This window comes from Paractinoplanes bogorensis (assembly GCF_018829635.1).
Lineage (GTDB): Bacteria > Actinomycetota > Actinomycetes > Mycobacteriales > Micromonosporaceae > Actinoplanes > Actinoplanes bogorensis.
The window spans coordinates 40,096-54,279 of the sequence record NZ_JAHKKG010000006.1; the positions used below are offsets into that span (position 1 = coordinate 40,096).

The 14,184-nt window shown below is 71.8% G+C and carries 9 protein-coding genes and 1 pseudogene; 8 read left to right on the top strand and 2 right to left on the bottom strand.

The window, feature by feature from the left end; genetic code table 11:
- Window positions 1–5: 5 nt before the first annotated feature.
- The 8 genes and pseudogenes from KOI35_RS19300 to KOI35_RS19335 all read left to right on the top strand — a co-directional run.
- Window positions 6–1,298: pseudogene (locus KOI35_RS19300) on the top strand (DNA polymerase Y family protein); the annotation flags it as partial.
- Between the two features lie 665 nt (window positions 1,299–1,963).
- Window positions 1,964–5,311 (top strand): error-prone DNA polymerase, encoded by a 3,348-nt coding sequence (locus KOI35_RS19305; protein ID WP_215788903.1) that lies wholly within the window; start codon window positions 1,964–1,966, stop codon window positions 5,309–5,311.
- 31 nt (window positions 5,312–5,342) lie between these two features.
- On the top strand, window positions 5,343–5,702 hold the full coding sequence (locus tag KOI35_RS19310; RefSeq protein WP_215788904.1) for an SSI family serine proteinase inhibitor: 360 nt from the start codon (window positions 5,343–5,345) through the stop codon (window positions 5,700–5,702).
- A gap of 20 nt (window positions 5,703–5,722) precedes the next feature.
- Window positions 5,723–6,478, top strand: a complete 756-nt coding sequence (locus KOI35_RS19315; protein WP_215788905.1) for a methyltransferase domain-containing protein — start codon at window positions 5,723–5,725, stop codon at window positions 6,476–6,478.
- A 45-nt stretch (window positions 6,479–6,523) separates the two neighbouring features.
- A complete protein-coding gene (locus tag KOI35_RS19320) occupies window positions 6,524–7,696 on the top strand; it encodes an alkaline phosphatase family protein (RefSeq protein ID WP_215788906.1) in 1,173 nt (390 codons plus the stop codon).
- A gap of 170 nt (window positions 7,697–7,866) precedes the next feature.
- Complete coding sequence (dinB, locus tag KOI35_RS19325) at window positions 7,867–9,162, top strand: DNA polymerase IV (RefSeq protein ID WP_215788907.1); 1,296 nt, start codon at window positions 7,867–7,869, stop codon at window positions 9,160–9,162.
- A 100-nt stretch (window positions 9,163–9,262) separates the two neighbouring features.
- Window positions 9,263–9,652, top strand: coding sequence for an SCO2097 family morphological protein (locus tag KOI35_RS19330; RefSeq protein WP_215788908.1), 390 nt, complete (start codon window positions 9,263–9,265; stop codon window positions 9,650–9,652).
- Window positions 9,653–9,821: 169 nt separating this feature from the next.
- Window positions 9,822–10,352 carry an EF-hand domain-containing protein gene (locus KOI35_RS19335; protein WP_215788909.1) on the top strand — a complete coding sequence of 177 codons (531 nt, stop codon included), beginning with the start codon at window positions 9,822–9,824 and terminating at the stop codon, window positions 10,350–10,352.
- 98 nt (window positions 10,353–10,450) lie between these two features.
- Here KOI35_RS19335 and KOI35_RS19340 read toward each other — a convergent pair whose 3' ends face one another.
- Both KOI35_RS19340 and KOI35_RS19345 read right to left on the bottom strand, forming a co-directional pair.
- The gene (locus KOI35_RS19340; protein WP_215788910.1) at window positions 10,451–12,889 is read right to left on the bottom strand and encodes a transglutaminase TgpA family protein; all 2,439 of its coding nucleotides are present in this window, start codon (window positions 12,887–12,889) and stop codon (window positions 10,451–10,453) included.
- On the bottom strand, window positions 12,886–14,184 hold the full coding sequence (locus tag KOI35_RS19345) for a DUF58 domain-containing protein (protein WP_215788911.1): 1,299 nt from the start codon (window positions 14,182–14,184) through the stop codon (window positions 12,886–12,888). The genes KOI35_RS19340 and KOI35_RS19345 overlap by 4 nt, the downstream gene beginning before the upstream one ends.

Genomic DNA, 14,184 nt, shown 5'->3' on the forward strand with positions numbered 1-14,184 from the left:
GCACGATGCTGCTCTGGTGTCCGGACTGGCCGGTCATCGCGGCCGAGATCGTGCTTGGTGTGGCGGCGGCCCAGCCGGTGATCGTGTTGCACGGTAACCGGGTGGTTGCCTGTTCGGAGGCGGCCCGGCGGGAAGGGGTGCGGCGGGGGCTTCGGCGGCGGGAGGCGCAGAGCCGGTGCCCGCAGGTCGAAGCCGTCGAGCATGACCCGGGACGGGACGCGCGGGCCTTCGAACCCGTCGTCGCGGCCGTTGAGGAAGTCGCGCCGGGGGTCGAAGTCATCCGGCCGGGGGCGTGTGCGCTGGCCGCGCGGGGGCCGTCCCGGTATTTCGGCGGGGAGGAAGCCGCGGCCGAACGGATCGTGGAGCAGGTGGCCGAATCGTGCGAAGTGGAGAGTCAGGTCGGGATCGCCGAAGGGGTGTTCGCGGCGGGGCTGGCCGCCCGGGCGGGGCGGGTGATCCCGGTCGGGGAGACGTCCGAGTTTCTGCGTGGGCAGCCGATCGAGGCGATCGAACGGCCCGGACTGACCGACCTGCTCAAGCGGCTCGGGCTCAAGACGCTGGGGGAGTTCGCGGCGTTGCCGGCGGGGGACGTGCTGACCCGGTTCGGCTTCGACGGTGCCCTCGCGCATCGGCTCGCGGCCGGCTTCGATCACCGGCCGCTGGCGGTGCGCCGGCCGCCGCCCGATCTGGAGGTGTCCGAGACCTACGACGAACCGCTCGACCGCGTGGACATGGCCGCCTTCGCCGGGCGGGCGCTCGCCGAGAAACTGCACGACAAACTGGCCGCGCACGGGCTGGCCTGCACCCGCCTGGGCATCGAGGCGGTCACCGCCAACGGCCAGGAGCTGCACCGCGTCTGGCGGCACGACGGCACGCTGACCTCGGCCGCCATCGCCGAACGGGTTCGCTGGCAGCTCGACGGCTGGCTCACCGGGGCGCGCCGGGGGGCTCCGGCGCGCCCGACGGCGGGGCTGGTGCGGTTGCGCCTGGTTCCCGACGGCGTGCTCGTCCACCTGGGACTTCAGCCGGGCCTGTGGGGTGACGCCGGCGCCGATCGGGAACGGGCCCACCGCGCCTTCAGCCGGGTGCAGGGTCTGCTCGGGCCCGATGCGGTGGTCACGCCGGTGCTGACCGGAGGCCGCAACGCCGACGACCAGATCCGCCTGGTCCCGTGGGGTGACGAACGCGATCCGCACCGTCCTGCGGGCCCCCACCCCGACCCGGTGCCCGGCATCACGACCGTTCCGGTGCTGTCTCATCAGGTGCAGCCCGAGCTGGCTCTCGACCTGCCCAACCCCGATTTCCCCGTACGCGATGAGCCCGCCCCCGCCGTGGACATGCTCCCCGCCAACGTCCACCCGATCCGCCGTCGGACCGACATTTCTGAATTGTCCGCTGTGGAAGACGGGGCGCGGCGGCGTGCGACGGAGGGCGGGACGCAACCGGAGGTCGACGCGGCGGCTGCTCTCGGAGGGGCGCGGCGGCAGGAGGTCGACGCGGCGGTTGCCAGTGGTGAGGCGCAGCGACGAGAGGTTGTGGCCGGTGGGGCGGCTGCCCCGGAAGGGCGGCGTGGGAAGCGGGCCCTCGCCAAACCCCCGTGGCCGGGGCGCCTGCCCAAGCCGGCCCCCGCCCTGGTGCTCACCCGTCCCCTCCCGGCGGTGGTGCTGGATCAGGACGGCAATGCGGTCGGGGTCAGCGCCCGCCTCGATCTGACCGGCAGCCCGGCCGCCCTGATCATCGAGCGCGCCCACCCCCTCCGGATCACCGGCTGGGCCGGGCCCTGGCCGGTTGACGAGCGCTGGTGGGACGGTGCCGATTCGCGCCGCCGGGCCCGGTTCCAGATCGTGCTCGAGGACGGCCGGGCCTACCTGCTCAGCCTGTCCGGCGGTCACTGGGCGGTGGAGGCCTTCTATGACTGAGGCGACGACGAGCGGCCTGCGCCCGTACGGGAAAAGGGGTTGACGTGGGTTTTCACAACCCGAAGATGTCGTGGTCGGATCTCGAGAAGACGCTGACCGGCGGGCGGCATCTGCATCCGGTTGTCGATCCGCTGGCGATCGACGGGGACGGGGGTGACTCGCCGGCCTGGTCGCGGAAGCGGCAACCCTATGCGGCGCCCGCCTTCGTCAAGAGTGAGAGCACCGTCCCGTACGCGGAACTGCACTGTCACACCAATTTCAGCTTCCTCGACGGGGCCAGCCACCCGGAGGAACTCGCCGAGGAAGCCGCTCGCCTCGGCCTGCACGGGCTGGCCGTCACCGATCATGACGGCTTCTACGGGGTGGTCCGGTTTTCGCAGGCGGCGCGGGAACTCGGCCTGCCCACGATCTTCGGCGCGGAGTTGTCGCTCGGGCTGACCAAGCCGCAGAACGGTGAACCCGACCCCGAGGGGCGACACCTGCTCGCCCTCGCGCACGGGCACGAGGGGTATGCCCGGCTGGCCGCCACCGTTTCGCGCGGGCAGCTGGCCGGTGGGGAGAAGGGCAAGCCGGAGTACGGGGAGCTGGAGGACATCGCGGCCACCCTGCGGGACCACGTGCTGGTCCTCACCGGTTGCCGCAAGGGCCCGGTGCCGCACGCGCTGGCCACCGAGGGGGTGGACGCCGCCGCGTACGAGCTGGATCGTCTGGTCTCGTTGTTCGGTCATGCGAGTGTGGCGGTCGAGCTGACCTCGCACGGCGATCCTTACGACGACGACCGCAACGACGTGCTGTTCGCGCTGGCCAAGAGCCGCGGGCTGCACGTCGTGGCGACCAACAACGTGCACTACGCGACCCCGGCCCGGCGGCGGCTGGCCACCGCCCTGGCCGCCGTGCGGTCGCGCCGCGGCCTCGACGAGATCGACGGCTGGCTGCCCGCGGCCGGCACCGCCCACCTGCGCAGCGGCGACGAGATGGCGCGCCGGTTCGCCGCCTATCCGGGGGCGGTGGCCAACGCCGCCATGTTCGGCGAGGACCTCGCGTTCGACCTGCAGCTGATCGCCCCGCGGCTGCCCGACTTCGACATTCCCGAAGAAGGGCACACCGAGATGAGCTGGCTGCGTGAGCTGACGATGCGCGGCGCCCGCGACCGTTACGGGCCGCCCGAGGCACACCCGAAGGCGTATGAGCAGATCGAGTACGAGCTGCGGATGATCGACGAGCTCGGGTTCCCGGGCTACTTCCTGGTCGTGTACGACATCGTCAAGTTCTGCCGCGACCAGAAGATCTACGCCCAGGGGCGGGGAAGCGCGGCCAACTCGGCCGTCTGCTACGCGCTGCGGATCACCAATGTGGACGCGGTGGCGCACAACCTGCTGTTCGAGCGGTTCCTGGCCCCCGAGCGGGACGGCCCGCCCGACATCGACGTCGACATCGAGTCGGACCGGCGCGAGGAGGTCATTCAGCACGTCTATGAATTGCACGGCCGCGAGCACACGGCCCAGGTCGCGAACGTCATCTCGTACCGGCCGCGGTCGGCGGTGCGCGACATGGCCAAGGCGTTCGGGTTCTCGCCGGGCCAGCAGGACGCGTGGAGCAAGCAGATCGACCGGTGGGGGAGCGTGGCCACGGTCGACGTCGAGGACATCCCGGCGCAGGTCGTCGAGTTCGCCAACCAGGTGCAGAACTTCCCCCGTCACCTGGGCATCCACTCCGGTGGCATGGTCATCTGCGACCGCCCGATCATCGAGGTGTGCCCGGTCGAGTGGGGGCGCATGCCCGGCCGCACGGTGCTGCAGTGGGACAAGGACGACTGCGCGGCGATCGAGCTGGTCAAGTTCGACCTGCTCGGGCTGGGCATGTTGTCGGCGCTGCGGTACGCGTACGAGATGATCGAATCTGATCTGGACATCTCCACCATGGACCTGACCGACGCCGAGGTCTACGACATGCTCTGCCGGGCCGATTCGGTGGGCGTCTTCCAGGTCGAGAGCCGGGCCCAGATGGCGACCCTGCCTCGGCTCAAACCGCGCGTGTTCTACGACCTGGTGGTCGAGGTGGCGCTGATCCGCCCGGGCCCGATCCAGGGTGGTTCGGTGCACCCGTTCATCCGGCGCAAGAACGGCCTCGAGGAGATCACTTTCCCGCACCCGCTGATGCGCAACGCGCTCGAGAAGACGCTCGGGGTGCCGCTCTTCCAGGAGCAGCTCATGCAGCTGGCGATCGACGTGGCCGGGTTCGACCCGGCCGAGGCCGATCAACTACGGCGGGCCATGGGCTCCAAACGCTCGGCCGAGAAGATGGAGAAGATCAAGTCCCGCCTGTACGCCGGTATGGCCGCCAACGGCATCACCGGCGAGCTCGCCGACGAGCTGTTCGTGAAGCTCTCCGCGTTCGCCAACTACGGCTTCCCGGAGAGCCATTCGATGAGCTTCGCCTATCTGGTGTACGCGAGCGCGTGGCTGAAGCGGTACCACCCGGCCGCCTTCTGCGCGGCGCTGCTCAACGCCCAGCCGATGGGCTTCTACTCGCCGCAGTCGCTGGTCGACGACGCCCGCCGGCACGGGGTCGAGGTGCGCCGGCCCGACATCAACCTGAGCAACGCCATGGCCACCCTCGAGTCGACGCCGCAGACCCGCTGGGGTGCCCTGCCCGGGGAACCGCCGTACGCCTGGGGACTGAACGGCCCGGCCGTACGGGAGGGGCTGGCCAGCGTCCGTACGATCGGGGACGAGCTGGCCGAGCGCATCGAGAAGGAGCGGGAGGCGAACGGGCCGTACGGGGGAATGACCGATCTGGCCCGGCGGACCGGATGCTCGACCGCCCACCTGGAGGCCCTCGCCACCGCCGACGCTTTTGCCGGTTTCGGGCTGACCCGCCGCGAGGCGTTGTGGGCCGCCGGGGCCGCCGCGCAGGACCGGCCGGACCGCCTGCCCGGCACGGTGACCGGCACCGACGCGCCGATGCTGCCCGGCCTGAGCGAGGTCGACGAGCTGGTCGCCGACGTCTGGGCCACCGGGCTCTCGCCCGACTCACATCCGGCCCAGTTCATCCGGGCCGAGCTCGACCGGGCCGAGGCGATCCCGATCAACCGGCTGGGCCGGGTCGAGGCGGGCACCCGGATCCGGGTCGGCGGGATCGTCACCCACCGGCAGCGGCCGGCCACCGCGGGCGGGGTGACCTTCGTGAACCTCGAGGACGAGACCGGCATGCTCAACGTGACCTGCTCGCCGGGGCTGTGGCAGCGCTATCGGCGGGTGGCCCGGACCAGTTCGGCGCTGATCGTGCGCGGGCGGCTGGAGAAATCGCGGGAGGGCGTGCTCAACCTGGTGGCGGACCGGCTGGAGGCGGTCACTCCGCCGGTGGCGCCCTCCTCGCGGGACTTCCGATGATAGGTATTGCCCGATTTTGTACGTTTAGTGGATGCTTCCGATTCTCCTGGCCCTCTCTCTGCTCAACCCGCCCTACGGTTCGCCGCCGCGCGCGGTCAGCGATCTCAAGCTGAGCTACACGGCCGACTCCGGCTCGGCGGTGACCGTCACGCTCACCTGCAACCCGCCGGCCGGTGGCCACCCCACCCCCGCGGCCGCGTGTGCCCAGCTGGCCAAGGCCGGCGGCAACCCCGATCGGATCAAGCCCGCCGACTCGGTCTGCTACCTGCTCTACAAGCCGGTCACGGCCGAGATCACCGGCACCTGGCGCGGCCGCGACATCGCCTGGACGCACCGCTTCGGCAACAGCTGCGAGATGCAACGCGACACCGGCGTCCTCTTCCGCTTCTGAAAGGCCGTTACGCTGCCGGTGTGGAAATCGCATCGCCGCGGACAGCCCGCCCGCTCGTCTCCGCCCGCACCGCCGCCGTCTGGGCGGTGCTGCGCCGGGAACTCGAACGGCACGCCGGCCGCGAGCTGACCGTGGTCGACGTCGGCGGCGGCACCGGCGGATTCGCCGTCCCGCTGGCCGAGGCCGGGCACACCGTCACCGTCGTCGACGCCAGCCCCGACGCCCTGGCCGCGCTGACCCGCCGGGCCGCCGACGCCGGGGTGGCCGACCGGGTGCGGGCCGTGCAGGGCGACGGCGACGCGCTGGCCGGACTGGTCGAGCCGGGCCAAGCCGACCTGGTGCTCTGCCACGCCGTGCTCGAGGTCGTCGACGACCCGGCCGGCACGGTCGCGGCCATCGCCGGCGCGCTGCGTCCCGGTGGGGCGGCGAGTGTGCTGGTGGCGAGCCGGGCCGCGGCCATCCTGGGCCGGGCCATCAACGGGCACCTGCGGTCGGCGGGCACGCTCGCGACCGATCCCGACGGACGGGCCGGCGCCCGCGACACGCTGCGCCGGCGTTACGACGCGACGAGCGCGACCGAGTTGCTGGGCGGGGCCGGGCTGGAGATCGAGCAGACCCACGGCGTACGGGTGCTGGCCGATCTTCTCCCCGCGGCCGTGGTCGAGGAGGACCCGCAGGCGCTGCTCGACCTCGAACTCGAGCTGTCGTCCCGCCCGCCGTTCCGCGACATCGCCTCCCAGCTGCACCTCTTCGCCCGCAAGCCGGACCGGCCATAAGCCGGACCGGCCGTACGGTCGCGCGCCGTCTCCAAGCGTGATCGGATGAAGCACGTGGTGCCTGCTGATCATCTGCCCGCGTCCGCGTTCGAGCCGGTGCGTCCCGGCTACGGTTCGCACAGCCTGGCCGACGTCCTGCCCAGCGTTTCGGCGCTGCTCGGCGTCCCCGGAGCGGTCGACGTGCTGGGTCTGCGCGAGCGTCTGGACGGCGTCGACCGCATCGCGGTGCTGCTGGTCGACGGTCTCGGCGCCCATCAGATCAAGACCATTTCCCCGTACGCCCCACTGGTCGCCGAACTCACGCCGGTCCGCACGCTGACCTCCGGGTTCCCGTCGACCACCCCGGTCAGCCTGGTCACCCTGGGCACGGGGGCCCCACCCGGCGCCCACGGCATCCTCGGCTTCTCGGTGCGGCGGCCCGACGGCCGGGTGCTCAACCACATCCACTGGGTGGCCGACGACCCCGACCCCCGGGACTGGCAGCCGTTGCCGACCCGGTTCGAGACCGCGGTCGCCGCCGGGGTCGCCGTGACCGAGGTGAGCCGGCCCGAGTTCGAGGGCAGTGGGCTGACCGAGGCCGGTTTCCGGGGTGTGCGCTACATCGGGGCGCCCGAGGGTCTGGAGACGGCCGACCTCATGCTTGCCGCCCTGTCTTCGTCGGGCGGCCCGGCCCTGGTCTTCGGCTATCACGGTGAGCTGGACAAACGCGGCCACGAGGACGGTGTCGATTCGTCCTCGTGGCGTGCTGCCGCAGCCGGGGTCGACGCTGTGCTGGACCGGCTCGTGCACGGGCTGCCACCGCGCTCCGCCCTGCTGGTGATCGCCGACCACGGGCAGCTCAATGTGCCGGTGGACGCACGTTTCGACATGGCCGACATTCCGGATCTGAGCAAGGGGATCATCGGCGTCGCCGGCGAACCTCGCGTCCGATACCTCTATACCGCTCCCGGCGCCCGCGACGATGTGGCGTCGGCGTGGCGGGCCGTTCTGGGTGACCAGGCGTGGGTGCTGACCCGGGACGAGGCGATCGACGGCGGCTGGTTCGGCCCGGTGTCCGACGGTCACCGCGACCGGATCGGTGATCTGGCCGTCTTCTGCCTGGGGCGGGCGGTCGCGTTGGCCGGTGGCTGGGAGCCGCCGGCGGTCGGGCGATTGATCGCCTACCACGGCTCGGTGACTGCCGCCGAGATGGAGATTCCCCTGTTGATGGCCCGCTGACCGGGTCTCGCCCCTGTGGACAACTCGGCTGCACTCGCTTGACGGGCTCGTAGAGTCCCTTCCTATTCCCCAGGGCGGGTGGGGGCTGGGGATGGCCGCGTGAGAGATTTGCGTTTTTTGGGAGATTTGCGAAGCGCAATCTTGTCAGGGGGTCGGTTTAGCCTGCTCACGTGGGACGTAGCCAGGCGGTGCCGAGAGGGCGCGACCCGCGTTTCGGTGAGGGGGCCGACGACGCGGGCTGCACGATCCTGCACGTCGACATGGATGCGTTCTTCGCCTCGGTCGCCGTCCGGTCGCAGCCCGAACTGCGCGGCAAACCGGTGATCGTCGGCGGCGTCGGCCCGCGCGGCGTGGTCAGTTCGGCCAGTTACGAGGCGCGCCGCTTCGGGGTTCGCAGCGCGATGCCGACCGCCCGGGCCCGCGCGCTCTGCCCCCGCGGCGTCTTCCTGCCGGTCGACGGCCCGGCCATCGGTGCGGCGTCGGCCGCCGTCATGGCGATCTTCCGCGACGTGACCCCGCTGGTCGAGCCGCTCTCGTCCGACGAGGCGTTCCTCGATGTGGCGGGCGCCCAGCGCCTGCTCGGGAGCCCGACCGCGATCGCCCGGCTGATCCGCCGCCGGATGGCCGAGGAGCAGCGGCTGACCTGTTCGGTCGGGGTCGCGCCGACCAAGTTCGTGGCCAAGCTGGGCTCCACCCGGGCCAAGCCCGACGGCCTGATCGTCGTCCCGGCCGGCCTGGTGCTCGACTTCCTGCATCCGCTGCCGGTCGACGCGCTGTGGGGCGTGGGTGAGCGCGCCGCCGAGACCCTGCGCCGCCTCGGCCTGACCACGGTCGGCGAGATCGCGCAGGCCCCGGTCGGCATGCTGCGCGGCGCCCTGGGCGAGGCCGCCGCCGTCCACCTGCACGAGCTCGCCTGGGGCCGCGACCCGCGCGGGGTCAGCCCCGAGCGCGAGGAGAAGTCGATCGGCGCCGAGATGACCTTCGACGTCGACGTGGCCGACCCCGAACTGCTCCGCAAGAGCCTGCTCGCGCTGGCCGACAAGGTCGGCGCCCGGCTCCGCGCGAGCGGTCATGTGGGCCGCACGGTGGCGATCAAGGTGCGCCTGGCCGACTTCCGTACGGTCAACCGGTCCCGAACCTTGCCCACAAGCACCGATGTGGCACACGAGATCTTCGAGATCTCCTGGTCGCTGTTCACCGCGCTCGGTGCCCGCGACCACGTCCGGCTGGTCGGCGTCCGGGTCGAGGGCTTGAGTCCCGCCGCCACCACGTCACGGCAGCTCAGCCTGGGCGAACCCGAGCGCGGCTGGCGCGAGGCGGAAGCGGCCAAAGATGCCGTCATCGCCCGTTTCGGTGGCACCACGATCGGACCAGCCAGTCTTTTGGGACGAAGCGATCTACGAAGAACCGAAAATCACCCGCACTCGACGGTCGTCCCGCTTTCCGACCCGCCAACCCCCTCGTAGACTTGCTCGGTAAGGCAGCCGACGGCTGTCCCGCGCCACTTACCTTAGTGACACCCCGACCCCGCCTGGGGGGTTGGATCTGCGCCCGGGGAGGAATGCCGTGCCGCTCTCGGAGCACGAGCAGCGGCTGTTCGATCAGATCGAGCGGTCGCTTGCCGAGGACCCTAAGTTCGCCTCGGCTGTGCGGGCCAGCGACCCGCGTTTTCACGCACGGCGCCGGCTGCTGGTCGCCGCGTTCGTCATCGTCCTTGGCCTAGCGCTGGTCGTCTATGGCACGGTCAGCAGCACGACGTGGCTGGGTGTCGCGGGCTTCGTGGTCATGCTGGGTTCCGCCGCCTTCGCGATGCAGTCCCGCCGCAAGGGTTCGGCCCCCGACCTGCAGGCCGTGGGCGGCACCGCCACGCGACGCACCCGGCAGACCCGCAAGGGCGGTTTCATCGACCGCCTCGAGGATCGCTGGCGCCAGCGTCCCGAGGGGCATCGCGGCTGACGGACGAGCCGATCCGCGGCTGAACGGCAGAGCAGCCCAGCCGCGGACCCGTCACAACCGAACAAGGTCTCCCGGATGGCGGCCCACGGGCCGCCATCTGTTGTTGTGCGCCCACGGGTGACGAAGCGGGTAGATTACTCGCAAACCACGCATGCGGAGGGCCGGGCACATGACCGATGGCGCTGTTGATCCGATCGCCGTGAAGCTGGGGCATCTGTTCGAGGCGAGCGACACCGACCGCGACGGATCGGTCGACTGGAGCGACTACGAGCGCCTGATCAGTCGCTACCTCGACGGATACGGCATCGGGGCGGAGGACCCCCGGGCGCACGCGCTGCGAGCCGCCTATCAGACGTACTGGTCGGAGCTGCTGCGGCAGGTGGACGGGGTCGATCGGCTGTCGAAAGAGCAGTTCGTGGTCGCGAACCAGGCCGCGAGGGCCACCGAGGCGGTCCCGCAGGCGATCTTCGACGTGATGGACACCGACGGGGACGACGCCATCAGCAAGCCGGAATACAAGGTGTTCCTGGAGGCGTGGGGCGTGTCCGACCTGGAAGCGCTGAACGTCTTCCTGGAGCTGGACACCGACGACGACGGACGCATCAGCCGCGGCGAGTTCATCGGCGCCATGCGCGACTTCTTCACGTCACCCGAGCTCGACTCGCCCGCCAGCCTCTTCTTCGGCCACATCGAACGCTAGACCACGGAGGCCGGCCGGCTCAGCCGCGGCGCCACTGTTCAGCGCGAACGAAGACGCCGCCCCCGGCTGAAGCTGGGAGCGGCGTCGACGTGGGTGGGTCAGCGGCTGCGGTGCGGCAGCAGGCGCCTCGGGCTGAACTTCGCCAGCGTGGCCGACAGGCGGCTGCCCGCGCCGGCCAGGCGGGCCGAACCCTCGGCGATGCCCAGCCGCCAGCGCATCAGCACCGACGGTGGCAGCATGACCGCGGCGATCCGGGTGCGCCGGGTCGCCGAGCGGGACAGGCCCTTGCGGACCCGGGTCAGCGCCGTGGTCAGCTCGCCACCCTGCAACGGCTGGCGGGCGTAGCGGGCCCTCTCTTCGGCCGAGCCGAGCAGCGTGGCCGCCGTGGCCGGCTCGTCGAGCAGCACCGCATCCTTGATCAGGCGCTGCGCCGTGACCCGGGGGGTCTCCGTCGGGTCGAGCGGGATCCGGAAGTCGATCATGGTGTCCATCAGCTCGTCCCAGGCCGCGTGCGCGTCGGCCCGCGCCTTGGTCGTCTCGGACGTCACCACGATGTCTCCCGGCCCGCTGAGCGTCGTGACCTTCGGGGCCCGGGGCACCGTGGCCGCATGCCGGTGCCGTCTCAGCAGCACCCGCCGCAGGGCCGGCACCAGAAGCAACGCGATCAGCAGGGCGGCCAGGCCGATGATCAGGAACCCGGTGGTGGAGATGCCGCCGGTGTCGCCGCCGGTCGGGCCGGTCGCGCCCGGGTCGTTCAGGTCGGGCCGGTCGGGCCGGTCCGCCCCGGCCGAAGCGGCCGGGCCCGCGGCGCCCGGCAATTCGACATCCTCGGTCGCCGTCGGGGCGGCCGTGGGCAGGTCGACGTCGGGCGCGTAGTCGGAGCGGGCGGCGCCGGTCACGCTCGCCGCCGGGGTGGCGTCGAACGGGATCCAGCCGAAGCCGCGCAGGTAGACCTCGGTCCACGCGTGGGCGTTGCGGTTGGTGATCACGTAGGTGTCACCCTCGAGCTTGCCCCGGGTGAAGCCGAACGCCACCCGGGCCGGGATCCCGGCCTCGCGGGCCATCCAGGCCAGGGCCGCCGCGTACTGCTGGCAGTAGCCGACCTTGGTGGTGAGGAACGCGGCGATCTCGGAGCTGGCCCCGACCGGCTGGGTCGACAGCTGGTATCGGAAGCCGTTCTTGGACGAGAAGTGCTCGTAGAGGGCGAGCATCTTGTCGTATTCGGTCGACTTGCCGGCGATCAGCCGGTTGACCAGGGCGGTGACCGTGGCGTCGGTGGGGTGCGCGGTGTTGAGCCGGACGATCGGGTCGTCCTCGCTCATCGGCTCGGCCTGACGCAGCTGGGCCGGGGTCGGCTTGGCCCGCACGTAGTCGAAGGTGTAGTTGATCCCCTTCGTCGACCGGCGGTTGGAGAAGACGACCTGCTGGTTGTCGTCGAAGTTCCAGCCGCTGGACAGCCCGTCCACGCCGACCGTGTTCTGGTAGATCGGCAGCATGCCCTGCTGGAGGATCTCGCTGACCTGCACCTGGGCCTGATGCTCGGTGAAGTTGCCGGTGCCGCTCGAGGTGCGCGGGTCGGGCAGGCCCTGGGTCACGCTCTCGCCGGTCGGGGTGCGGCTGCCGAAACCGTTGATGGTGAGCTGGTCGGCCACCCCGAAGCGCAGGTAGTAGGGCGTCTGCTCGTCGGTCTTGAGCCGGACCAGCTCGACCTCGTCGGTGCGGGTCAGCTGGCCGCTCAGCGAGGCGAACAGGTTGATCCGCCCGCCGTTGCCGGTGCCCGGGCCGACACCGACCCCGGTGCCGGTCTGGGTGAGCCGGGAGAGGAGCCCGCCGCTGATCGTGGGGACCAGCAGCGGCAGCGCCACCGCGGCGACCACGCCGATCACGCCGAGACGGCGCCCGGCCGAGGCGAGCGGCGACGGCTCCCACACGTCGACGTCGCGCCCGTCGCCGGTGAAGCGGCGGCCGAACCGGCGTACGCGGTCGATGTTGTCGCTGACCAGCAGCCACATGAAGCCGCCGGCGCCGATGATGAACGGCAGCACCGGCACGCTGTCGACGTAGACCGCGACCGGCACCGAATAGATCGCCAGCATCGGCAGGCCGGCCAGCGCGGGCTTGCGCGCGACCACGGTCAGCAGGTCGACCGCGATCGCCACCGACCCGATGCCGAGCACCGTGACGAAGAGCAGGCCGTCCCGGTCGGGCACGGGCACGCCGTAGGAGCGGGTGTCCTGGCCGGCCTGGGTGAACAGGTCGCCGAAGTGGGCGAAGGTGGCCGGGGTCGGGATGAGGAACTCTTCGCCGCTGGGGAAGAGCCAGGTCAGCGTCAGCAGCAGCACCACGATCATGCTGAGCGCCTGGGCCCAGGCCGGGAACCGCAGGGTGCGGGCCCCGACCGCCGCGCCCGCGATCAGACCGACGGTGAGCAGGCACTGCAGAAGCCATGCGTAGCTGTCGAAGATCGACGCGATGGGGGCGGCCGCGAGCAGGGTGGCGCCCGCCGCGACCAGTCCGAGACGTCGCCGGCCGCTCATCGGATCACCCCGCCCACGGTCTCGGCCATGGCCGCCCGCCAGGCGAAGCCGCTCGAGCCCCGGGCCGCCGCCGGCCACAGCGCGGGCAGCGTCGACCCGTGCACGACCGGCACCGAGCGCCAGCCGCTGTGCACCAGGGCCAGCGCGGCCGCCGAGTGCTCGCGGTCGGACTCCTGCCGCTCGCCCTCGCTGAGGTTGACCCAGGTCGACGAGTCGATGGCGAACCCGATGCAGGTCGCGCCGTTGCCGCGCAGACCGGCCAGCAGTTCGGCCTCGGGGACGGTGAGCGCGCCGAAGATGCCGATCACCAGGCCGCCGTCGGAGCGGCGGCGCACCTGCTCGACGAGCACCGAGATGTCGCCGTTCTGGGCCAGCTTCACGTCGGCCAGGGTGTCCAGGATGACGCCCTCGCCGGTGGCCTCGGCCGCGTCGATGTCGATGCCCGAGCCGGTGACCAGCCGCAGCTTGTAGCCCTGCTGACGCAGGTGCATGGCGATGCTGGCGGTGGCCGACACGGCCCACTCGAAGCTGGCCGTCGGGCCTTCGCCGCGGTGGGCGTAGACCCGGGTGTCCAGCACGACGGTGGCCCGGCTCTCCCAGGGCTGCTCCTCGCGGCGGACCATCAGTTCCCCCGTACGGGCGGTGGAGCGCCAGTGCACACGACGCAGATCGTCGCCGCGCCGGTATTCCCGGGTCGCCGCGTCGTCTTCGCCGTGCACGGCGACCGACCGGGCACGGCTCTCGCCCGTGCCCGCGTACTCGCCGGCCAGGCGCACGTGCGGCAGCGTGACGACCTGGGGGATGACGGTGAGCTTGTCGACGCTCGGGAAGGAGCGGGTCAGCTCGCACAGGCCGAACGGGTCGGTCAGCCGGATCACCAGCGGTCCGATCGGGTAGCGGCCGCGCACGTCGGCCCGCACCGTGTAGGCCACGCTGCTGGCCTGGTGGGAGCCGAGCCGCTCGAGCACCACCCGCGGGCGGCTGCCCAGCGCGTACGGCAGCCGGTCCTCCAGCAGCAGGGTGCCGGTGGGCAGGCGGGACATGTTCTGCAGGCGCAGGATCACCCGCGCGCTCGACCCGACCGGCGCGCGGCCGGGGTCGAGCGAGCGGGTGCAGGCCAGCTTGTAGCGGCTGCGGCCGACGTAGGCGGCGGCCAGCAGCGGCAGGGCCGCGAGCAGCACCGCCACCCGCAGCAGGTCACGTTCGCCGAGGATGATCGCGGAGACGCCCGCCGCGGCCGCCGCCGCGAGGAACGAGCGTCCGCGCGTGGTCAGACCTCGCAAGGCCTCCCGCAT

Bases quoted from the DNA above. Each gene is read 5' to 3' on its own strand.
- KOI35_RS19310 (WP_215788904.1), top strand. From the start codon at position 5,343: ATGCTTCCGATTCTCCTGGCCCTCTCTCTGCTCAACCCGCCCTACGGT.
- KOI35_RS19320 (WP_215788906.1), top strand. From the start codon at position 6,524: ATGAAGCACGTGGTGCCTGCTGATCATCTGCCCGCGTCCGCGTTCGAG.
- KOI35_RS19335 (WP_215788909.1), top strand. From the start codon at position 9,822: ATGACCGATGGCGCTGTTGATCCGATCGCCGTGAAGCTGGGGCATCTG.
- KOI35_RS19340 (WP_215788910.1), bottom strand. From the start codon at position 12,889: ATGAGCGGCCGGCGACGTCTCGGACTGGTCGCGGCGGGCGCCACCCTG.
- KOI35_RS19345 (WP_215788911.1), bottom strand. From the start codon at position 14,184: ATGCGGGAGGCCTTGCGAGGTCTGACCACGCGCGGACGCTCGTTCCTC.